Below are 19,219 nucleotides of genomic sequence, written 5' to 3' on the forward strand. Positions count from 1 at the left end.
GGACCGCTCCGGAGTCGCACCGGGTTCCCACGCAGCCGGTCGAGCCTAACCCGGCGCGGCCGCCGCTCCCCCACGGCGTGCGCGAGGTCGCACCGGTCAGACTCCGGGCGACCAGGCCGCGAGCTGCGCCGCGATCTTCTCCAGGTCGTCGAGGGTGCCGGAGGCGACGGCCAGGACGAGGTCGAACACGTCATCCTGGGTCGCGAACGGACCCTGACCGTTGATGTCCAGGAAAACGTAGGTCGCCAGCCATGCGAGCCGCTTGTTGCCGTCCACGAGCGGGTGGTTGCGGGCCAGCGAGTGCAGCAGCGCCGCAGCCTTGAGGTGCAGCTCCGGATAGGCGTCAGCGCCGAACGCGCTGGCCTGCGGGCGTGCCGCCGCGGATGCGAGGAGCCCGTGGTCGCGGACCGCGACGTCGCCGTCGACCGCGTACTGCGCGATGGTCAGGAGGTCGTCGGGATCGAGGTACTCGGTCACACCTCACCGAGCCGGCGTAGGGCTTCCGCATAGCGGTTCGCTCCAGCAGCCGCTGAAGCGGTCACGCGCGCGTCGTGGTCATCCTGCTCGATGTACCGCCTGATGGCGGCCCGCGCGACGGCCTGCATCGATCGGCCCTCGCGCTCCGCCTGAGTGCGCAGGGCCTCGGTCTCCTCGTCGGTGAGACGCAGTGTCATCGCCATGAGGGCATGGTATCGCGTTGATACCACTCAGCCCCAGCGATAACCCCGGGGCGTCACCATCCGCCCCGCCACCATCCGCGTCGCCGAGGACCCGACGACCACGGTCGTGAGCATGTCGACCTCGGCCGGGTCGAACCCGGCCAGCGGGGCCGTCCAGACCCGCTGCCCCGGCCGTCCCGCCTGCCGGACGGCGCCGACGGGCGTCTCCGGGGGGCGATGGGCGCGCAGCGCGTCGAGGGCGGCGCCGAGCTGCCAGTGCCGGTCCCGGCTGCGCGGGTTGTAGAAGCAGGTCACGAGGTCGGCCCCGGCGGCGGCGGCGACCCGGCGCTCGATCACCGGCCAGGGGGTGTGCAGGTCCGAGAGCGAGATCAGCACGTGGTCGTGCCCGAGCGGGGCGCCGAGCAGCGCGGCGGCAGCGAGCGCGGCCGTCACCCCGGGGACCCCGACGACCTCGATGTCGGTCCCGGCCGCCTGCAGCGCGGGGCTCGCCATCGCGTACACGCCCGCGTCGCCGGAGCCGATCAGCGCGACCGCGCGGCCCTTCGCGGCGAGCGCGACGGCGTCGGCGGCGCGCTCCTCCTCGTCGCCGAGCCCGCTCGCGCGGACCTCGGTGCCCGGGCGGAGCAGGTGGCGGACCTGCTCGACGTACTGGTCCAGCCCCACCACCACGGAGGCGCGGCGCAGCTCGGCCTCGGCGCGGGGCACGCGCAGGTCGGCCGCCCCCGGCCCGAGCCCGACGATCGCCAGCCGGCCGCGGGGCCGGATCCGCGCCGCCGCGACCGTGACGTTCTCCCCCTTGATCTTCTCGACCACCAGCTCGACCGGAGCCCCACCGCCCAGCTCGGCGGCCGCTTGCAGAGCGGCGGCCTCGGCGACGCTCGCCGTGCCGACCTCCGCCCGTACGACCTCGCTCGGGTTCGGCACGGCGACGCCGGCGAGCACCTCCGCCGGGTACGTCCGCAGCGGCGCGGGCGCGATCGCGGCGAGGATCCCGGCCTCGTCCGCCTTGAGGTCGAGGCTCGCGTACGCGAGCACGGCCCGCAGGTCGAACCCGTGAGAGGTCTCGATGCGCCGAAGAGCGGCGGTGACGGCGGAGGCAGCCACACCCCGAGCGGAACCGATGCCGATGACGAGGGTGCGAGGCACGAGCCGGGTGACGCCACTCCAAACGCGATCGGAAACGACGACGCGATGCCCCTGCGCTGTCGCAGCATGGTGGCTTTCCTCCGATTGAACCGGAGCAAAGCCACCATGCTGCGATTCGGGGGCGGGTGGCGGGAGCGGGGGGAGCGGGAACCTGAGCGGGTTCTCCACCACCGCCTCGCCGTTCAGGAGGGCTCGGCCCGCCGCGGCCGCGTCACCGACCACCACCGCGTCCAGCGCGGCCGCCAGGTCGTGGATCCCCGCGGTCCCCGTTGCGTCCGAAGCGGTCGTGATCACCGGCTGGGCGCCGAGAAGCGCCCCGACCCGTTCGGTCAGGGCGTTGGCCCCGCCCTCGTGCCCTCCGGTGAGCGCGACGGCGAAGCGGCGGGCCTCGTCGACGCATACCACGCCGGGGTCGGTGCGCTTGTCCCCGAGCAGCGGGGCGACCAGCCGCACGGTGGCGCCGGTGGCGAGGAAGAACACGGCGGCGTCCAGCCGGGGCCACAGCCCGGGCAGCTCGTCGAGGGCGTGCAGGCGGGCGCCGAGGGCGGGGCCGAGCTCGGCCGCGGCCCGCCGCCCGGCATCGGTCACGGCGAACAGGGCGATCATCGGCGGACTCCCCAGAGGATCGTGATCGGGTTGGTGGCGGCGAGCCGGACGGAGCCGCCAGGCAGGTCCGCGAACCGGGACGCCGCGAGCTGCACGCCGTCCACGGTGAGGCCGGCGGCCCGCAGCGCCGCGCGGGTGGGTGCGATCCGGTCCAGCGCGGCGAGCGCCACGACGACCCGCTCCGGCCCGGTCGCCGCCGCGGCGGCGACCACCTCGGGACCGCCCCCGCCGACGAACACCGCGTCCGGCCGGGGCAGCCCGGCCAGCGCCGCCGGGGCCTCGCCCGCCACGACGCGGACGTCGACGCCGTGGGCGGCCGCGTTGGACGCGATGCGCGCGGCGTCGTCGGCCCGCCGCTCGACCGCGAGCGCGGCCGCGCCGAGCCGGGCGCACTCGACGGCGACGGACCCGGAGCCCGCGCCGACGTCCCACGCCAGCGCGCCGGGACGCGGGGCGAGCCGGGCCAGCACGAGCGCCCGGACCTCGGCCTTCGTGATCATGCCGGCCCGGTGGTCGAACGCGTCGTCCGGCAGCGCCCACCCGCCCGCGGGCGGGACGGGCTCGCCGCCGGCGTACCAGCCGCGGGCCGGCACGGCGTCCGGGTCGCGGAGGCTCAGCACGACCGTGGGCGGGTGCCAGGCGTGGCCCGTGGCCTCGGCGGCGGGCAGCGTGACGATCCGCTCCCCCTTCCCACCGAGGTCCTCGGCGACGACGAGCGTGCGCGGCCAGCCCTCCAGCGCGGCGCCGATCTCCGCAGGTCCGGCGGCCGGTGCGGTGAGCACGGCGACGGCGGGCCGCGCCCGGCAGACGTTGACGGCGGGGCGCAGGTCCCGCCCGTGGGCGCTCACGACGGCGACGTCGTCCCACGGGCGGCCGAGGCGCGCGAACAGCAACTGCAGGCTGGAGCGCGCCGGCAGCACCACCGGTTCGTGCCCGCGCTCCCGCAGCAACCGCACGATGCCGAAGAAGCCCGGGTCCCCGCTGGCGAGCACGACGGCGCAGCGCCCGGCCAACCGCTCCAGCGCCGGCTCGACGGGCCCGAGCACGACCCGCGAGGCCGACGGCGGAACGGGGACGGCATCGAGGTGCCGGGCCGCCCCGAGAACGACGTCGGCGCGGGAGAGCGCGAGTCGCGCGGGTTCGGCGAGGGGCTCCCCGTCGATCCCGATCACGGTGATGCGCGCCCCGTGCCTCACGGGCCCGGGCGGGCCGCGGCACGCGCGGCGCGCAGGGCCTCGCGGGCCGCCCTCTCCGGCTTGCGGAACGTGTGGAAGTGCCCGGGGTGGTACAGGTGGCTGCGCGTCCCCGCCGCGTCCAGGGCCGCGCCGACCAGGAAGAGCGTCTGCCGCCAGAGCTTGTGCTCCTTGCAGACCTGCTCGACCTCGTCCAGGCGGCAGCGCAGGGTCAGCTCGTCGGGCCAGCTGGTGCGGTGGGCGACGACCACCGGGGTGTCGTCCGGGTATCCGCCCGCGCGCAGCTCGGTGACCATCTGGCCGGACCGCGCGGCGGACAGGAAGATCGCCATCGTGGTGCCGTGCCGGGCGAACTCCCGCAGCTTCTCCTTGGGCGGCATCGGCGTCTTGCCGCCCTCCAGCCGCGTGAGCACCACCGACTGCGCGACCTCCGGGATGGTCAGCTCCCGGCCCGCGACGGCCGCGGCCGCCCCGAACGCCGACACCCCGGGCACGATCTCCACCTCGAGCCCGAGCTCCTCGGCCGCGTCGTACTGCTCCTGCACCGCGCCCCACAGCGACGGGTCGCCGGAGTGCACGCGCGCGACCTTCAGGCCCTCGGCGGCGGCCCTCCGGTAGAGCGCGAGGACGTCCTCGTGCGCGATCTGCGACGAGTCGACGAGCTCGGCGTCGGGCCGTGCGTGCTCGGTGACGGTCTCGGCCATGACGAGGCTGGCCGCCCAGATCACGACGTCGGCCTCCGCGATGCGCCGCGCCCCGCGCAGCGTGATGAGGTCGGCCGCACCCGGCCCGGCCCCGACGAACGACACCCTCCCGCTCTCCACGCCGGTCAGTCTGTGCCGCGGGGCGGCGCGGAGTCCATCCGGCCGGGCGGAGTGCGACGTTGCGCACTCACGCCGGCTGCAAGGCCCGCAGCGCGGACGCGACCGCCGCGTCGGCGTAGCTCGTGAGGGGCTCGTCGCCCATCAGCACCGCGCAGTCCTGGAGCCCGCCGAAGGCGATGACGGCGCGGACCCGGTCGGCGGGCCGGTCGCTGCCGACCAGCGCCCGGTCCACCTCGAGGCGGCGGTAGAGCACCGCGGTGAGCACCCCGAGCCGGGAGAGCACCGCCGGTTCGCGCAGCACGCCCTGCAGCAGCTTGCGGTTGCGGTGGCACAGCTCGAGGTAGCGGCGCAGCAGGTCGGGCGCGTCGTCCGGCCGGGCGCCGCGGGCGTGCGCGACGTAGGCCTCGAGGTCCTCGACCATCGGCCGGGCGAGCTCGGCGAGCAGGTCGTCCTTGGACGGGAAGTGGTAGTAGAGCGCGGCCTTGGTGATGTCGAGCCGCTCGGCGATCTGGCGCAGGCTGGTCTGCTCGAACCCGTTCTCGGCGAACAGGTCCATGGCGACGGCGCGGATGTCCTCCCGCGTGTCGGCGTTGCGGCGCGGCACGGCCGGAAGCCTACCCGGATATTTACTTGCCGCCCGGTCAGTTCGTGCTTACCGTGCGGCAAGTAGGCATCTTTGGAGGATCCCATGACCCGCACCGTCCTGATCTCCGGCGCGAGCATCGCCGGGCCCGCCCTCGCCTTCTGGCTGCGCCACCACGGCTTCCGGCCCGTCGTCGTCGAGCGCGCCCCGACCGTCCGGGGCGGCGGCTACCCGATCGACGTCCGGGCCACCGCGACCGAGGTCGTCGAGCGCATGGGCCTGCTGCCCGCGCTGCGCGAGGCGCACGTCGACACGCAGGGCACGACGTTCGTCGACGCCCGCGGCCGGGTGATCGCCCGGATCACGCCGGAGGACTTCACGGGAAGCCCCGAGGGCCGCGACGTCGAACTGCCCCGCGGCGACCTCGCCCAGCTGCTCCACGAGAGCACCCGGAACGACGTCGAGTACCTGTTCGAGGACTCGATCACCGCGCTCGACCAGGGCGCGGACGGCGTGCGCGTGACGTTCCGGAACGCGCCGCCGCGCACCGTCGACCTCGTGATCGGGGCCGACGGCCTGCACTCGGGTGTCCGCGCGCTCGCGTTCGGGCCCGAGACCGGGTTCCGGCACGACCTCGGCTTCGCCTTCGCCGGGTTCTCCGTGGACGACCGCCGGGGACTCGACCACGAGGTGTTCGCGCACAACACGCCCGGGCGGATGGCCGGCTGCTACGCGGTGCGCGGGCAGGCCGGGCTCGTCGGGGTGCTGGCATTCGCCACGCCGCCGGGGTTCACCGTCGACCCCCGCGACGTGGCCGGGCAGCGGGAGGTCGTCGCCGCGGCGTTCCCCGGCGGCGGGTGGGAGGTGCCGCGGCTCGTCGCCGCGATGCGGACCGCGGACGACTTCTTCTTCGACACCGTGAGCCAGATCCGGATGCCGGCCTGGAGCGCGGGCCGGGTCGCGCTGGTCGGTGACGCGGCGTACGCGCCCGCGCTACTGTCCGGCCAGGGCACCAGCCTCGCGCTGGTCGGGGCGTACGTGCTCGCCGGTGAGCTCGCCGCGGCCGGGGGCGACCACGACGTCGCCTTCGCCGCGTACGAGCGGGCGCTGCGCCCGTTCGTCGAGCGCAACCAGAAGCTCGCGACGTCCGGCGGCGCCACCCTGATCCCGCGCACGCGCGCGGCCCTCTGGATGCGCGATCGCTTCCTCGCCGCGCTCCCCCACCTGGGCCCGCTGAAGCGGTTGTTCATGGGGCGGGTCGACGAGGCCGCGCGCTCCTTCCCGCTGCCCGACTACGCCCGTCCGGTGCCTGGCCCCGTTGCAGCAAAGCCACTTTCCCGCAACGACAACGCGTGAAAGTGGCCTTCCTGCAATCAGGCAGCCGTGCTGCGGCCGGCGTCCAGCGCACCGGGCGACGTCGCGAGGGCCGTTTCGAGGACCTGGAGGCGGCGGCGCGGGTTCATCAGGTTGCCGCCCATGGCGCGCAGGTCCTCGGGTCCGGGGGTCAGCACGGTGACCCGGGTGCCCAGCGCGCGCACCGCCCGCACCTCGGCGTCCAGCCAGCGGGTGAGCAGCCGGCGGACCTGGCGCTCGACGACCGCGACCGGATCGGTCGGGCGGTCGTAGGCGTAGCCGGCCATCGGCGCGAGGACGTACACCTCGTCCAGCACGGGCGCGTCCGGCCGCGCCAGCAGCGCGAGGGAGGTGGCCGAGGCGACGCCACCGTCGACGTAGCGCCGCCCGCCGATCACCTGGGGCGCGAACCAGCCCGGGATCGCGCAGGAGGCGAGCACGGCGTCGGCCACGGACGCCGCGGGGGCGCCCGCGCGCCCGAACACGGCACGGCGCCCCGAGTCGTAGTCGACGGCCACGACCCACAGGGGGCGCCCCGGCACCCACCCGTCAACTCGCGAACCGCCGCGGGCCTGCAGGACGTCCACCATCGCCGCGATGGAGGTCATGCGCGCCCGCCCGAGCGGCAGCAGGCCGGACGCGACTACCACGGGGTTCACCCGGCACGGCGCGACGGCCGCGGTGGCGAGCAGGCGCGGCGAGCCGATCCGGGGCAGCGGCACCGGCGGAAGGCCGTCACCGGACTCGCGCTCGATCGCGCGCAGCTCGGGCAGCTCGTCGGGTCCGCGGTCGGGGGTGGTTGCCGGGTCGGCGCCGCGCTGGTGGGCGAGCAGTTCCGGTAGGTCCATACCGCACCGCAACGCCGCACCGAGGACGGCGCCCGCGCTGGTGCCGAGGACGAGGTCGAGGTCGCCGAGGGGCCGGTCGAGGCGTTCGGCGAGGAGGGAGAGCACGCCCGCCGTCCAGGCCGACCCGAGCAGGCCACCCGCGCCGAGCACGAGGCCGACCCGCGGGGTGTGGCGGCGGCGGGAGCGAGGAGTGAGCGTGTTCTGCACGGCGACCTCCCCATTGAGCGTCGGTTACTGAACGGTAGCAAGCGACGCCGGGCGATCGCATCTCCGGACGAAGCGCCCCACCGCGGCCGGATCCCCTGCCGGGTGCGTGTGCAGGAACGACGCGTGCACGCCGCCGGCGACGAACCCCTCCGGCTCCGCCCGACGCCAGCCCCAGGCGGCGGGGCTCCCGGCCCGCGGGGCGACCGACCAGCGGTGGAACTCGTGCCCGGTGACGCGGGCGCCGACCGGGTGCAGCACCGAGTCGGCGAGCGCGACGGCGTCGCGATAGCCCAGGGTGAGCCGCTCGGCGCGGGTCGCCGCGGCGGGCAGGACGCCGCACATCGGGGTGCCGTCGAGCGTCTCGCACAGGTACAGCAGCCCACCGCACTCGGCGTGCACCGGCGCCCCGGCCGCGGCCAGCTCCCGGACGGCGGCGAGCAGCGACGCGTTGGCCGCCAGCCCGGCGACGTGCTCCTCCGGAAAGCCGCCCGGCAGCACCAGCCCGCCCGTGCCCGGCGGGAGGGCGGCGTCGTGCAGCGGGTCGACGGTGACCGGCTCCGCTCCCGCCGCGGCCAGCAGCTCGACGTGCTCGGCGTAACCGAACGTGAACGCCGGGCCGCCCAGCACGGCCACCACGGGCCGCTCGGTCCGATCCGCCGCGGCCCCGACCGCGTCCGCCGGCGACCACACCGGACCGGCCGGCAGCGGGGTCGCCAGCCCGACCACGGCGTCCACGTCGACGTGGGCGGCCACCAGCTCCGCCATGGCGTCGACGGCCGCGGTGGCCGCGGCCCCGTGCTCGGCCGCCGGGACAAGCCCGAGGTGGCGGGACGGGACCTCGAGGGCGTCCCGGCGGGGCAGGGCGCCGAGCACCGGCAGCCCGGCCTCGTCGGCGGCGGCCCGCAACACCTCCTCGTGCCGCGCGCTGCCCACCCGGTTCAGCACGACCCCACCGATCCGGAGGGTGGGGTCGAAGGAGCGGAAGCCGTGCAACAACGCGGCCAGGCTGCGCGACTGTCCCCGGCAGTCGACGACCAGCAGCACCGGCGCCCCGAGCAGCCCGGCCACCTCGGCGGTGGATCCGGCGCCGTCGGGTATGCGGCCGTCGAACAGGCCCATGACGCCCTCGACCACGGCGACGTCCGCGCCGGCCGACCCGTGGCGGGCCAGCGGGGCGATCCGGTCGGCGCCGACGAGCACCGGGTCGAGGTTGCGGCCGGGGCGGCCCGCGGCGAGCGTGTGGTAGCCGGGGTCGATGTAGTCCGGCCCCACCTTGAACGGCGCCACCGCGGTGCCCCGCCGGCGCAGGGCCGCGACGAGCCCGGTGGCGACCGTGGTCTTGCCGCTGCCCGAGGAGGGCGCGGCGACCGCGATCGCCCGCGCCGTCACTGGTGCCCGAGCACCGGGTGCGGCACGTAGGGGGCCTCCAGTGCGGCGATCTCCTCGTCGGTGAGCTCCACGTCGACCGCGGCGACCGCGTCCTCGACGTGACCGGGCTTCGTGGCGCCGACGATCGGCGCCGAGACCGCCTCCCCGTGCAGCATCCACGCGAGCGCCACCTGGGCGAGCGGCAGGTCACGGGCCTTGGCGACGTCGGCGACCGCCTGCACGACCGCGTCGTCGGCCTCGCCGTACATCCGGTCGCCGATCGGGTCGCTGCCGGAGCGGACGGTGGTGCGCTGCTCCGGCATCCGCGCGAGCCGCCCGCGGGCCAGCGGGCTCCACGGGATCACGCCGACGCCCTGGTCGAGGCAGAGCGGGTGCATCTCCCGCTCCTCCTCGCGGTAGATCAGGTTGTAGTGGTCCTGCATCGAGACGAAGCGGGTCCAGCCGGCCAGGTCGGCCGTGTGCTGCGCCTTCGCGAACTGCCAGGCGTACATGCTGGAGGCGCCGATGTAGCGGGCCTTGCCGGCGCGCACGACGTCGTGCAGGGCCTCCATCGTCTCCTCGATCGGGGTGTGCGGGTCCCACCGGTGGATCTGGTAGAGGTCGACGTGGTCGGTGCCGAGCCGCTTCAGCGACCCGTCGATGCTCGCCATGATGTGCTTTCGCGACAGCCCGCGGTCGTTGGGCCGGTCGCTCATCACCCCGTGCACCTTGGTGGCGAGCACGTAGTCGTCCCTGCGCGGGAAGAACTCGCGCAGCAGCGTGCCGGTGACCTCCTCGCTCACGCCGACCGAGTAGACGTCGGCGGTGTCGAAGAAGGTGACCCCGGCGTCCACGGCGCTGCGCACGAGCGGCCGGGAGGCGTCGATGTCGAGGACCCACTCCCGCCAGCTCGGCGAGCCGTAGCTCATCATGCCGAGGCAGATCCGCGAGACCTGCAGACCGGTCGAACCGAGTCGCGTGTACTCCATGCGATCTGTCTACTCCTGCCGAACGATCTCCCGCTCGTGGACCTGCAGTAGCGTCGGACGGCGTGGATGTCACCGACGCACCAGAGCAGCACCGCTACGAGGCCCGGATCGACGGCGAGCTGGCCGGGTTCGCCGAGTACCGCGCCTCCGATCGGATCGTGACGTTCGTCCACACCCAGGTCATGCCCGACTTCGAGGGCAAGGGCGTGGGGAGCGCGTTGGTGCGCGGGGCGCTGGACGACGTGCGCGCCCACGGCCGCAAGGTGCGTGCGGTGTGCCCGTTCGTGAAGGGGTACGTCGAGCGGCATCCCGACGAGTACGGCGATCTGGTGGCCTGACCCTCACCACTCGATGCCGCGCTGGCCCTTCTGGCCGGCGTCCATCGGGTGCTTGACCTTGCTGGTCCGCATGACGAGGTCCGCGGCCTCGATCAGCTCGGGCGCGGCGTCCCGGCCGGTGATCACGACGTGCTGGCGGCCCGGCCGGGCGGCGAGCACCTCGACGACCTCGCGCACGTCCACCCAGCCCCACTTCATCGGGTAGGTGAACTCGTCGAGCACGTACAGGTCGTGCGCCCGCGTCTCGAGGCGGCGGCGGATCTCGGCCCAGCCCTCGGCCGCGGCGGCGGCGTGGTCGTCCTCGGACCCCTTCTTGCGCGTCCAGGACCAGCCCTCGCCCATCTTGTGCCACTCGACGGGCCCGCCCTCGCCGGTCTGCTCGTGCACGCGGCCGAGCGCTCGGAACGCGGCCTCCTCGCCGACCTTCCACTTCGCCGACTTCACGAACTGGAACACCCCGATCGACCAGCCCTGGTTCCAGCCCCGCAGCGCGAGCCCGAACGCGGCCGTCGACTTGCCCTTCATCTCCCCGGTGTGCACGACGACCAGCGGCCGGTTGCGGCGCTGGCGGGTGGTGAGCCCGTCGGCCGGAACGGCCGTGACCTGCCCCTGCGGCATGTTGCCCTCCTACGCGGCTCGGGCGGCGCGGACCACGCCCGCGACCTGGTCGGCCGACAGCTCCGCGAGCCCCAGCGTCACGCCGCCCGCCGCCGCGGCCATCCGGGCGGCCAGGCCCAGGCGGACGGGGCCGCTCTCGCAGTCGACCACGATCGTCGCCACCCCGTCGGCGGCGAGCAGGCCCGCGGCGCGGCAGGCGTCGGCCACCGGGTCGCCACCCGGGCGGGCCGCGACGGTGGCACGGCCGTCGGTGAGCAGCACGAGCAGCGCGCGGCGCCGCGGGTCCCGCAGCCGCTCGACGCGCAGCACCGCCCGCGCCCGCAGCAGCCCACCGGCCAGCGGGGTGCGGCCGCCGGTGCGCAGCTGGGCCAGCCGGGTCTGGGCGGTGGGCACGCTGGACGTGGGCGGCAGGACCAGCTCGGCGCCGCCGGCCCGGAACGCGACCAGCCCGACCTTGTCCCGGCGCTGGTAGGCGTCGCGCAGCAGCGAGAGCACCGCACCACTCACGGCCGCCATCCGATGCCGGGCGGCCATCGAGCCGGAGGCGTCCACGGCGAAGAGGACGAGGTTGCCCTCCCGGCCCTCGCGCTCGGCGCTGCGCAGGTCGGCCGCGTGCAGCCGCAGCCCGGCGCCGGTGCGGCCGCGGCGCCGCTGGTGCGGGGCGGCCGCGGCGATCGTGGCGGGCAGGTGCAGGTCGGCGGCGCGGCGCGGCGCCACGCCGGAAGGGCGAACCACCCGCCCGGTGTCGGTGCGGGCCCGCGACCGGCGGCCGGGGGCGCCCTCGCCGATCCCCGGCACCTGCAGGAGCCGCGCCCGGAAGGGCGCGGATGCCGGGGGCGCGGCCTGGGGCCCGCCGTCCCCCGCCGGTCGTGGGGTGGCCCCGGCGTCGGAGTCCGAGCCGGAGGCCGGGGTCTCCCCGGGTTCCGGGGCACCCCCACCGCCGGGCCCGCCGTCGTCCGGGCCGTCCGGGGGTTCCTCCTGATCGGCCGCGTCGCGCAGCGCGTCGTCGAGGGCCTGCCCATCCATGCCGGGCTCGTCGAACGGGTCGCGGCGGCGCCGGTGCGGGAGCGCGAGCCGGGCGCCGACGCGCACGTCCTCCTCGGTGACGGCGTCGGCGCCGCGCCAGGCCGCATGGGCGACGGCGGCGCGGGCGATCACGAGGTCGGCGCGCATGCCGTCGACGTCGAAGGCCGCGCAGACGGCGGCGATGCGGCGTAGCTCCGCGTCCGGGAGCGCGACGGTGCCGACCCGTTCCCGGGCCTCGGCGATCCGCCGGGCCGTGGCCGTCTCCTCGTCCTGCCACGCGGCGGCGAAACCGGCGGGGTCCGCGTCGAACGCGAGCCGGCGGCGCACGACCTCCACGCGCGTCTCGACGTCGCGAGCCGCCCGCACGTCGACGGTGAGCCCGAACCGGTCGAGCAGCTGGGGCCGTAGCTCGCCCTCCTCCGGGTTCATGGTGCCTACCAGCAGGAACAGCGCGGCGTGCGAGACCGACACCCCGTCGCGCTCGACGTGGGCGCGGCCCATGGCGGCGGCGTCGAGCAGCAGGTCCACCAGGTGGTCGTGCAGCAGGTTGACCTCGTCGACGTACAGCACGCCGCGGTGGGCGTCGGCGAGCAGGCCGGGCTGGTAGGCGCGCACACCCTCGGAGAGCGCGCGCTCCAGGTCGAGGGAGCCGACCAGCCGGTCCTCGGTGGCGCCGACCGGCAGCTCGACGAGCCGCGCCGGGCGGGTCTCGGTGGCGGCGACGGCGGTGTGCGGGCCGTCCGGGCAGGCCGGGTCGGGCCCACCGGGCGCGCAGCCGAAGCGGCAGCCGGGCACCACGTCGAGCTCGGGCAGGAGCGCGGCGAGCGCCCGCACGGCCGTCGACTTCGCGGTGCCCTTCTCCCCGCGCACCAGCACCCCGCCGACGCCCGGGTGCACGGCGTTGAGCAGGAGCGCGAGCCGGAGGTCGTCGTGGCCGACGAGGGCGGAGAAGGGGAACTGCGTACCGCTCAACGCACGCCCTCGCTGTCGCTCGGGCGGCGCTTCGCGCAGGCGCCGTGACTTCGGTTCGCTCCGCAAGCTCCGCTCACGTTGCCGAGCCTGCCAGACCGGTGGTCACGACCGGGAGGCCCGCGGGCACACCGTGATTGATGACATGTTCAAGTGCGCAGGTATCGAGGTGGGTCTCGACGAGGTCCGCGAGCACGTCGAGCTGCGCCGTGCGCTGTGCCGCGAAGGACGTGTCCGGGGCCGGGACGAAGCCGGTCCGGCCGGCGTGGCCGGCGACCCGGCGCAGCAGCGCGCGGCGGAACCCGTCGTTCTCCAGGAGGCCGTGCCAGTGGGTCCCGAGCACCGCGCCGGCATCCGATCCCTCGCCGTCGACCAGCTGCGGGTCACCGCTGGACACGACCCGCCCGTGGTGGATCTCGTAGCCGCCGACCGCCTCGCCCCAGGCGGTGCCGGTGGGGTTGCCCAGGTGCTTGTCGGCGTCGAACGCGACCTCCAGGTCCAGCAGGCCGAGCCCCTCCGCGTCGCCGCCCTCCACCCGGCGCGGGTCGACGATCCGCCTCCCGAGCATCTGGTACCCGCCGCAGATGCCGAGCACCGGACGGCCGGCCCGGGCGTGGTCGAGCACGGCGTCGGCGAGACCGGTGCGGCGCAGCCAGGCCAGGTCGCTGACCGTGGCCTTCGATCCGGGCAGGACGACGAGGTCGGTGTCGGTCAGGCGGGACGGCTCGGTGACGTACCGGACGGCGACGCCCGGCTCGGCCGCGAGGGCCTCGGCGTCGGTCGAGTTGGAGATGCGCGGCAGGCGGACCACCGCCACCCGCAGCCACTGCGACCCCTGCGGCGGCGCGGGCCGGCCGAGCACGCCGTCGGCCACCGCGGAGAGCGAGTCCTCCGCGTCCAGCCAGAGCCGCTCCTCCCACGGCAGTACCCCGAGGGTGGGCCGGCCGGTGAGCGCGGCGAGCTGGTCGAGGCCGGGCGCGAGCAGCGCCGGGTCGCCGCGGAACTTGTTCACGACGAACCCGGCGATGCGCGCCTGGTCGGCCGGGCCGAGCACGGCGAGCGTGCCGAAGAGGTGGGCGAGCACGCCGCCGCGGTCGATGTCGCCGACGACCACGACCGGCAGGTCGGCGGCCTGCGCGAGGCCCATGTTCGCGATGTCGTGCGCCCGCAGGTTGATCTCCGCGGGCGAGCCGGCCCCCTCGCAGACCACGACGTCGTAGCGGCCGCGCAGGTCGGCCAGGCTCGCGACGACGACGTCGAGCAGCGCCGCCTTGCGCTCCTGGTAGGACCGCGCGCTCACGGTGCCGTCCACCCGCCCGCGCACGACGACCTGCGAGCTGCGGTCGCTGCCCGGCTTGAGCAGCACGGGGTTGAACGCGACGCTCGGCGCGAGGCCGCACGCGAGCGCCTGCACCGCCTGCGCGCGGCCGATCTCGCCGCCGTCCGGGGTGACGACGGAGTTGTTCGACATGTTCTGCGCCTTGAACGGCGCCACCGCGACACCCCGGCGCGCGAGCAGCCGGCAGATCCCGGTGACCAGGGCGCTCTTGCCCGCGTCGGACGTCGTACCCGCCACCAGCAGAGCTCCGTGCACGCCCGCCAGTGTCCCCCGCCGGGATCCCGTTGCGCGCATCGGCGGATCCAGGCTCTCGCTGAGGGTGCCGGCGAGACGTCCTCGTACCGGGCGTACTCGGGCGGGGCTCGCCGGTGCGCTCAGCGTGGGCCTGGGCCGTCGAGGCGTGTGGCGGGGTCCCGGCGGAGGACGCTGAGTATCGTCGGGTTGTGAAGTTCCTCCTGCGTCCCGGGTGGATCGCCCTCGTCGTGGCGGTGATCGGGTTCGCGGCCGCCGCGTTCACCCTGCTCGCCCCGTGGCAGTTCGGCCGGGAGGCGCAACGCGACGCCCAGCAGCGCGCGATCGACATCGCGTCCGCCACCGCCCCCGTCCCGCTCGAGGAGCTGGTGCCCCCCGGGGAGCCGGTGGCGTCCGACGACGAGTGGCGGCAGGTCACCGTCACCGGCACGTACCTCCCGGACGGGGAAGGGCTGGTCCGGCTGCGCGTGGTCTACGGGCAGCCCGCCGTCGAGGTGCTCACCCCGCTGCGCACCGACGACGGGCGCGTGTTCGCCGTGAACCGCGGATCGGTCGAGGTGGCGTCCGGCGCCTCGGTGCCGGAGTACGCGCCGCCGCCGGCCGGTCCCGTCACGCTCACGGCCCGGCTGCGGCTCGACGAGTCCGACCCGCAGCAGCGCGCCCCGATCGAGACCGACGGGCACCACCAGATCTACGCCGCCGACTCCCGCGCCCTCGCCACCGCCACCGGCGCCCACCTCGAACCCGGGTTCCTGCAGCTCGCCGACGGGCAGCCGGGCGTGCTCCGGCCGCTCGCCGTCGCCCCCACCAGCGGTGGCAGCGCGCCGTTCACGAACTTCTCCTATGCCCTGCAGTGGCTCACGTTCGGCGTGATCGCGCTGTTCGCGCTCGGCTACTTCGTGCGGCTGGAGCTCCTGCAACGTCGCGGCGACGAGCACGGCCCCGACCGGCGCACCCAGCGGGCGGCCCTGCGCCGCGCCCTCGCCGGGGAGGACGAGCCCACGGACGGCGAAGGGGGTCGTTGATGGCGAGAGCACGCGAGCTGCTGGACGCCGTGCAGGCGGAGCTGGCGCCACGGGACGCCGAGAACCGGCTGGCGCCGCTGGTCGCCGAGGGTGCCGCGCCACGCTCGGTGTTCGCGACCATCGCGGCCGAGGAGCTGCACATCGTGCCCAGCGACTGGCGCAGCCTGCACACCCTCGCCGCCCGCTCCGACGACCCGGCCGCCCGGGCCTACTTCAGCGGGCTCGCGGGCGGCGAGGAGGCCGCCCGGGCCTACGAACCCCGCGCGGGCTGCCAGGCCTATCCCGCGTACTTCGCCTGGCTGGCGCTGAACGCACGCCCGGCGGAGGTGGCCGTCGCGCTCACCACCAACTTCGGTGCGTGGGGCACGTACTGCGCCGCGATCGCCCGGGGGATGCGAGAGCACTACGGGTTCGGCGACGACGCCTGCGCGTTCTTCGACTTCTTCGCCACCCCGCTACCGGACGACCAGGCGGTGGCCGTGGTGCAGGCGGGACTCGACGCCGGCGCCCTCGATCCGGGCGCCGCCCGCCGGTACGCGCGGCTGTTCCAGAGCTACGAGCTGATGTTCTGGAACGCCCTCGCGGATTCCTAGGAGCGCCCGCGCCGGCCACCGCGCTGACGTACCGCTCGAACCGATCACGCGCCGCGAGCAGGGACCGCGTCGCCGGTCACCCATGATCTCGAGTACCGGTTGCCCAATGCTGCACCAACAGCAACCACGAACCGAAACCGCGGGGTCATCACCGCGGGCAGCCCGCCTCGCCGCGCCGGAGCAGGGAGGCGAGCGCGGCCGACAGGACCGCCGCAGCGGCGCCGACGAGCCGGGACAGGCGGGCCGCCCGCGCCAGATCCGCGGGCGTGGGCGGCGGGCCGGCGCCGAGGCGGGGCCGCTCCTCCGCCCCGTGCGGGTAGACGGTGCGCCCGCCGAGCGTCACGCCGAGGGCACCGGCGGCGGCCGCCTCCACCGGCCCGGCGTTCGGGCTGGGGTGTGCCGGGCCGTCGCGGCGCCATGCGGCCAGTGCGCTCCGCGACGATCCGCCGACCACCGGCGCGAACGCGGCGAAGAGCAGCGCCGACACCCGGGCCGGTACCAGGTTGGCCACGTCGTCGAGCCGCGCGGACGCCCAGCCGAAGTGCCGGTACCGCGGGGACCGGTAGCCGACCATGGCGTCGAGGGTGTTCACGGCCCGGTAGCCGAGCAGGCCCGGCATGCCGGCGAGTGCGCCCCACAGGAGCGGCGCCACCACCGCGTCGGAGGTGTTCTCCGCCATGGACTCGGTGCCCGCGCGGGCCATTCCGGCAGCGTCGAGGGCCGCCGGGTCGCGCCCGCAGAGCGACGGCAGGCGGTTGCGGGCGGCCGCGAGATCGCCCGCGCCGAGCTCGCGGGCCAGCCCGGCCCCGTGCCCGGCGAGGGACGACCCGCCGAGCACGGCCCACGTCGCCAGGCCGGTCAGCGCGACGCCGGCGAGTGGGCGGCCGACGGTGGCCCGCTCGGCGAGCGCCCCCAGCCCGGCGGCCCCACCGACGAGCACGGCCGCGTACAGCGCTCCCCCGGATCGCCGGTCGGCGTAGCAGCGCGCCTCGAGCGCGCCGGCGGCTCGACCGAACAGGGCGACCGGATGCCCGCGGTGCGGGTCGCCGACCAGCGCATCGGCCAGCGCCCCCAGGAGCAACCCGGCCGGCCGGACCCACATCGGCGCCATTCAGTCGCCCGCGACCGCCTGCCCGAGACGGAGCCCGTGCAGGCGTTGCGCCTCGCTGGCGATCTGATGGAGCGAGCACGGCCAGCGTTCCCCGGAGCCGCTGGCGGTGCGGCAGGACGCGCAGCGGCCCAGGCGGTCGGGCTGGTGCGCAGCGAGTAGCCGGCGCCACACCTCGGGCATGCCGGCCATGACGTCGGCGATCCCGCCTGGCGTCTCTGATTGCGTCACAACCGGTTCAACACCCGCAGGTCAGGACAGCTATTCCGGCTGGAGCCCGCGGTCGCCGAACGGCCGATATCGCACGTTCGACCGCAGGTGACGTCAGTCATAGCATTGCTCACTACCGATCGTCGGACGGCGAGGCCCGCTGGGCGCGGCCGTCACAGCGTGTACTCACCGACCGGTGAGGTGGCCCCGTCCGAGTGCAGCTCGGTCTCGCGCCCGCGCAGCTCCACCCGGCGGATCTTGCCCGAGATCGTCTTGGGCAGGGCCGCGAACTCGAGCCGCCGGATCCGCTTGTAGGGCGCCAGGTTCTCCCGCGCGAACTCGAGGATCGACCGGGCCGTCTCCTCGGTCGGCTCGTGCCCCGCCGCCAGCACGACGTACGCCTTCGGCACGGCGAGGCGCACCGGGTCCGGCGACGGCACCACGGCCGCCTCCGCCACCGCGGGGTGCTCGATGAGCACGCTCTCCAACTCGAACGGGCTGATCCGGTAGTCCGAGGCCTTGAAGACGTCGTCGGAGCGGCCGACGTAGGTGATGTAGCCGTCGGAGTCGCGGGAGCCGACGTCGCCGGTGTGGTAATAGCCGTCCGCCATCGCCTCGGCGTTGCGCTCGGGGTCGCCCTGGTAGCCGACCATCAGCCCGAGCGGACGGTCGGCCAGGTCGATGCAGATCTCGCCCTCGTCCCCCGGCTCTCCGGTCGCGGGGTCGAGGAGCGCGATCGGGTAGCCCGGGATCGGGCGGCCCATCGAGCCGGGCTTGACCAGCTGCCCCGGCGGGTTGCCGATCTGGAGGGTGGTCTCGGTCTGCCCGAAGCCGTCCCGGATGCGGATGCCCCACGCCTTCTCGACCTGCTCGATCACCTCCGGGTTGAGCGGCTCGCCCGCCCCGACGACCTTGGCGGGCGGGTTCGGCAGGCTCGACAGGTCGGCCTGGATGAGCATCCGCCACACGGTGGGCGGCGCGCAGAAGCTGGTGACGTTGCAGCGGTCGAGCACGCCGAGCACGGTCTCGGCGTCGAACCGCGCGTAGTTCATGACCAGCACGCACGCCTCCGCGATCCACGGCGCGTAGACGTTGCTCCAGGCGTGCTTCGCCCAGCCCGGCGAGGAGATGTTCAGGTGCACGTCGCCGGGCTGCAGGCCGACCCAGTACATCGTGGACAGGTGCCCGACCGGGTAGGACGCGTGGGTGTGCTCCACGAGCTTCGGCTTGGCCGTGGTGCCGGACGTGAAGTAGAGCAGCAGGGTGTCCGTGCCGCGCGTGACGCCGTCCGGGGTGAACTCCGTGGGCGCCGCCGCGGCGTCGGCGTAGTCGAGCCACCCCTCCGGCGCGCCCCGCACCGCGATGCGCGTGTAGTCCCCCTCGACGTCGTCGAACTTGCCGGCGTCGGTGCCCCCGACCACGACGTGCTTCGCCCCGCCGCGGTCGAGCCGGTCGCGCAGGTCGGACGCGGTGAGCAGCGTGGTGGCCGGGATGACGATCGCACCGAGCTTCATGGCCGCGAGCAGGGTCTCCCACAGCTCGAACTGGTTGCCGAGCATGAGGATGATCCGGTCGCCCCGGGCGACGCCGTGCCCGCGCAACCAGTTGGCCACCTGGTTCGAGCGGTCGGCGAGCTCGCGGTACGTCCAGTGCGCCTCGCTGCCGTCCTGCTCGATGATCCAGAGCGCGCGGGCGGCACCCCGCTCGGGGTCGGCGGCGACGGCGTCGAAGTGGTCGAGCGCCCAGTTGAACTCGTCGATCTCGGGCCAGGAGAAGTCACGATAGGCCGTGTCGTAGTCCTCGCGGTGCGCCACGAGGAACTCGCGGGCTGCGTAAAAGCTCTCTGCGGACCGGTTCATGACCCCACCTCGAAGTAGCCGCGCTGCCGACGAGACCTTACGACCGACCTTATGACCTTCGCACCGCACTCGTTCACCCCCGAAC

General features: G+C 75.4%; 19 protein-coding genes. 4 read left to right on the forward strand and 15 right to left on the reverse strand.

The genetic code is table 11. The annotated features are described in order from the left end of the window. Positions 1–96: 96 nt before the first annotated feature. The 6 genes from ACU436_RS26900 to ACU436_RS26925 form a co-directional block, all read right to left on the reverse strand. A complete protein-coding gene (locus ACU436_RS26900) occupies positions 97–477 on the reverse strand; it encodes a type II toxin-antitoxin system death-on-curing family toxin (RefSeq protein WP_459029742.1) in 381 nt (126 codons plus the stop codon). Next, a complete protein-coding gene (locus ACU436_RS26905) occupies positions 474–680 on the reverse strand; it encodes a ribbon-helix-helix protein, CopG family (protein ID WP_459029743.1) in 207 nt (68 codons plus the stop codon). The genes ACU436_RS26900 and ACU436_RS26905 overlap by 4 nt, the downstream gene beginning before the upstream one ends. A gap of 27 nt (positions 681–707) precedes the next feature. Beyond that, complete coding sequence (gene cobJ / locus ACU436_RS26910) at positions 708–2,432, reverse strand: precorrin-3B C(17)-methyltransferase (RefSeq protein ID WP_459029744.1); 1,725 nt, start codon at positions 2,430–2,432, stop codon at positions 708–710. Further along, on the reverse strand, positions 2,429–3,604 hold the full coding sequence (cbiE, locus tag ACU436_RS26915; protein ID WP_459029745.1) for a precorrin-6y C5,15-methyltransferase (decarboxylating) subunit CbiE: 1,176 nt from the start codon (positions 3,602–3,604) through the stop codon (positions 2,429–2,431). The genes cobJ and cbiE overlap by 4 nt, the downstream gene beginning before the upstream one ends. Positions 3,605–3,624: 20 nt before the next feature. Next, entirely contained in the window at positions 3,625–4,449 is an 825-nt protein-coding gene (gene cobM / locus ACU436_RS26920; protein ID WP_459029746.1) for a precorrin-4 C(11)-methyltransferase, read from the reverse strand. A 67-nt stretch (positions 4,450–4,516) separates the two neighbouring features. Then, complete coding sequence (locus ACU436_RS26925) at positions 4,517–5,053, reverse strand: TetR/AcrR family transcriptional regulator (protein WP_459029747.1); 537 nt, start codon at positions 5,051–5,053, stop codon at positions 4,517–4,519. Between the two features lie 84 nt (positions 5,054–5,137). Between ACU436_RS26925 and ACU436_RS26930 the strand changes: the two genes are divergently transcribed. Further along, on the forward strand, positions 5,138–6,388 hold the full coding sequence (locus ACU436_RS26930; protein ID WP_459029748.1) for an FAD-dependent monooxygenase: 1,251 nt from the start codon (positions 5,138–5,140) through the stop codon (positions 6,386–6,388). Positions 6,389–6,405: 17 nt separating this feature from the next. On the opposite strand, the gene ACU436_RS26935 is transcribed toward ACU436_RS26930, so the two are convergent. From ACU436_RS26935 to ACU436_RS26945, 3 genes are read right to left on the reverse strand one after another with little or no spacing between them, the layout of a single operon-like run. Next, a complete protein-coding gene (locus tag ACU436_RS26935; protein WP_459029749.1) occupies positions 6,406–7,440 on the reverse strand; it encodes a patatin-like phospholipase family protein in 1,035 nt (344 codons plus the stop codon). Between the two features lie 24 nt (positions 7,441–7,464). After that, the gene (locus tag ACU436_RS26940; RefSeq protein WP_459029750.1) at positions 7,465–8,829 is read right to left on the reverse strand and encodes a cobyrinate a,c-diamide synthase; all 1,365 of its coding nucleotides are present in this window, start codon (positions 8,827–8,829) and stop codon (positions 7,465–7,467) included. Next, complete coding sequence (locus tag ACU436_RS26945; protein ID WP_459029751.1) at positions 8,826–9,797, reverse strand: aldo/keto reductase; 972 nt, start codon at positions 9,795–9,797, stop codon at positions 8,826–8,828. The genes ACU436_RS26940 and ACU436_RS26945 overlap by 4 nt, the downstream gene beginning before the upstream one ends. A gap of 62 nt (positions 9,798–9,859) precedes the next feature. Here ACU436_RS26945 and ACU436_RS26950 point away from each other — a divergent pair, with 62 nt between their 5' ends. Further along, a complete protein-coding gene (locus tag ACU436_RS26950) occupies positions 9,860–10,135 on the forward strand; it encodes a GNAT family N-acetyltransferase (RefSeq protein ID WP_459029752.1) in 276 nt (91 codons plus the stop codon). Between the two features lie 3 nt (positions 10,136–10,138). Here ACU436_RS26950 and cobO read toward each other — a convergent pair whose 3' ends face one another. The 3 genes from cobO to ACU436_RS26965 form a co-directional block, all read right to left on the reverse strand. Further along, positions 10,139–10,753, reverse strand: coding sequence for a cob(I)yrinic acid a,c-diamide adenosyltransferase (gene cobO / locus ACU436_RS26955; RefSeq protein ID WP_459029753.1), 615 nt, complete (start codon positions 10,751–10,753; stop codon positions 10,139–10,141). 9 nt (positions 10,754–10,762) lie between these two features. After that, positions 10,763–12,751, reverse strand: a complete 1,989-nt coding sequence (locus ACU436_RS26960) for a putative cobaltochelatase (RefSeq protein ID WP_459029754.1) — start codon at positions 12,749–12,751, stop codon at positions 10,763–10,765. A 73-nt stretch (positions 12,752–12,824) separates the two neighbouring features. After that, a complete protein-coding gene (locus ACU436_RS26965; RefSeq protein ID WP_459029755.1) occupies positions 12,825–14,381 on the reverse strand; it encodes a cobyric acid synthase in 1,557 nt (518 codons plus the stop codon). Positions 14,382–14,530: 149 nt separating this feature from the next. On the opposite strand from ACU436_RS26965, the gene ACU436_RS26970 reads away from it, so the two are divergent. Continuing rightward, on the forward strand, positions 14,531–15,364 hold the full coding sequence (locus ACU436_RS26970; RefSeq protein ID WP_459029756.1) for an SURF1 family cytochrome oxidase biogenesis protein: 834 nt from the start codon (positions 14,531–14,533) through the stop codon (positions 15,362–15,364). Then, positions 15,364–15,957: a transcriptional regulator gene (locus ACU436_RS26975; RefSeq protein WP_459029757.1), complete on the forward strand. Its 594-nt coding sequence runs from the start codon at positions 15,364–15,366 to the stop codon at positions 15,955–15,957. The genes ACU436_RS26970 and ACU436_RS26975 overlap by 1 nt, the downstream gene beginning before the upstream one ends. A 148-nt stretch (positions 15,958–16,105) precedes the next feature. Here the strand turns inward: ACU436_RS26975 and ACU436_RS26980 are convergent, their stop codons facing one another. From ACU436_RS26980 to ACU436_RS26990, 3 genes are all read right to left on the reverse strand, one after another. Further along, positions 16,106–17,068 (reverse strand): cobalamin biosynthesis protein, encoded by a 963-nt coding sequence (locus ACU436_RS26980; RefSeq protein ID WP_459029758.1) that lies wholly within the window; start codon positions 17,066–17,068, stop codon positions 16,106–16,108. Further along, a complete protein-coding gene (locus ACU436_RS26985) occupies positions 17,069–17,296 on the reverse strand; it encodes a hypothetical protein (protein WP_459029759.1) in 228 nt (75 codons plus the stop codon). It abuts the gene before it with no gap. 152 nt (positions 17,297–17,448) lie between these two features. Then, on the reverse strand, positions 17,449–19,134 hold the full coding sequence (locus ACU436_RS26990) for an AMP-binding protein (protein ID WP_459029760.1): 1,686 nt from the start codon (positions 19,132–19,134) through the stop codon (positions 17,449–17,451). Positions 19,135–19,219 lie beyond the last annotated feature (85 nt).

The organism is Pseudonocardia wallangbongensis, from assembly GCF_054486945.1.

What these genes read in the sequence shown, in the direction of transcription:
- ACU436_RS26930 (WP_459029748.1), top strand. Translation starts at nt 5,138, where the DNA reads ATGACCCGCACCGTCCTGATCTCCGGCGCGAGCATCGCCGGGCCCGCC.
- ACU436_RS26945 (WP_459029751.1), bottom strand. Translation starts at nt 9,797, where the DNA reads ATGGAGTACACGCGACTCGGTTCGACCGGTCTGCAGGTCTCGCGGATC.
- cobO (WP_459029753.1), bottom strand. Translation starts at nt 10,753, where the DNA reads ATGCCGCAGGGGCAGGTCACGGCCGTTCCGGCCGACGGGCTCACCACC.
- ACU436_RS26975 (WP_459029757.1), top strand. Translation starts at nt 15,364, where the DNA reads ATGGCGAGAGCACGCGAGCTGCTGGACGCCGTGCAGGCGGAGCTGGCG.
- ACU436_RS26980 (WP_459029758.1), bottom strand. Translation starts at nt 17,068, where the DNA reads ATGGCGCCGATGTGGGTCCGGCCGGCCGGGTTGCTCCTGGGGGCGCTG.
- ACU436_RS26905 (WP_459029743.1), bottom strand. Translation starts at nt 680, where the DNA reads ATGGCGATGACACTGCGTCTCACCGACGAGGAGACCGAGGCCCTGCGC.
- cobJ (WP_459029744.1), bottom strand. Translation starts at nt 2,432, where the DNA reads ATGATCGCCCTGTTCGCCGTGACCGATGCCGGGCGGCGGGCCGCGGCC.
- ACU436_RS26965 (WP_459029755.1), bottom strand. Translation starts at nt 14,381, where the DNA reads ATGCGCGCAACGGGATCCCGGCGGGGGACACTGGCGGGCGTGCACGGA.
- ACU436_RS26990 (WP_459029760.1), bottom strand. Translation starts at nt 19,134, where the DNA reads ATGAACCGGTCCGCAGAGAGCTTTTACGCAGCCCGCGAGTTCCTCGTG.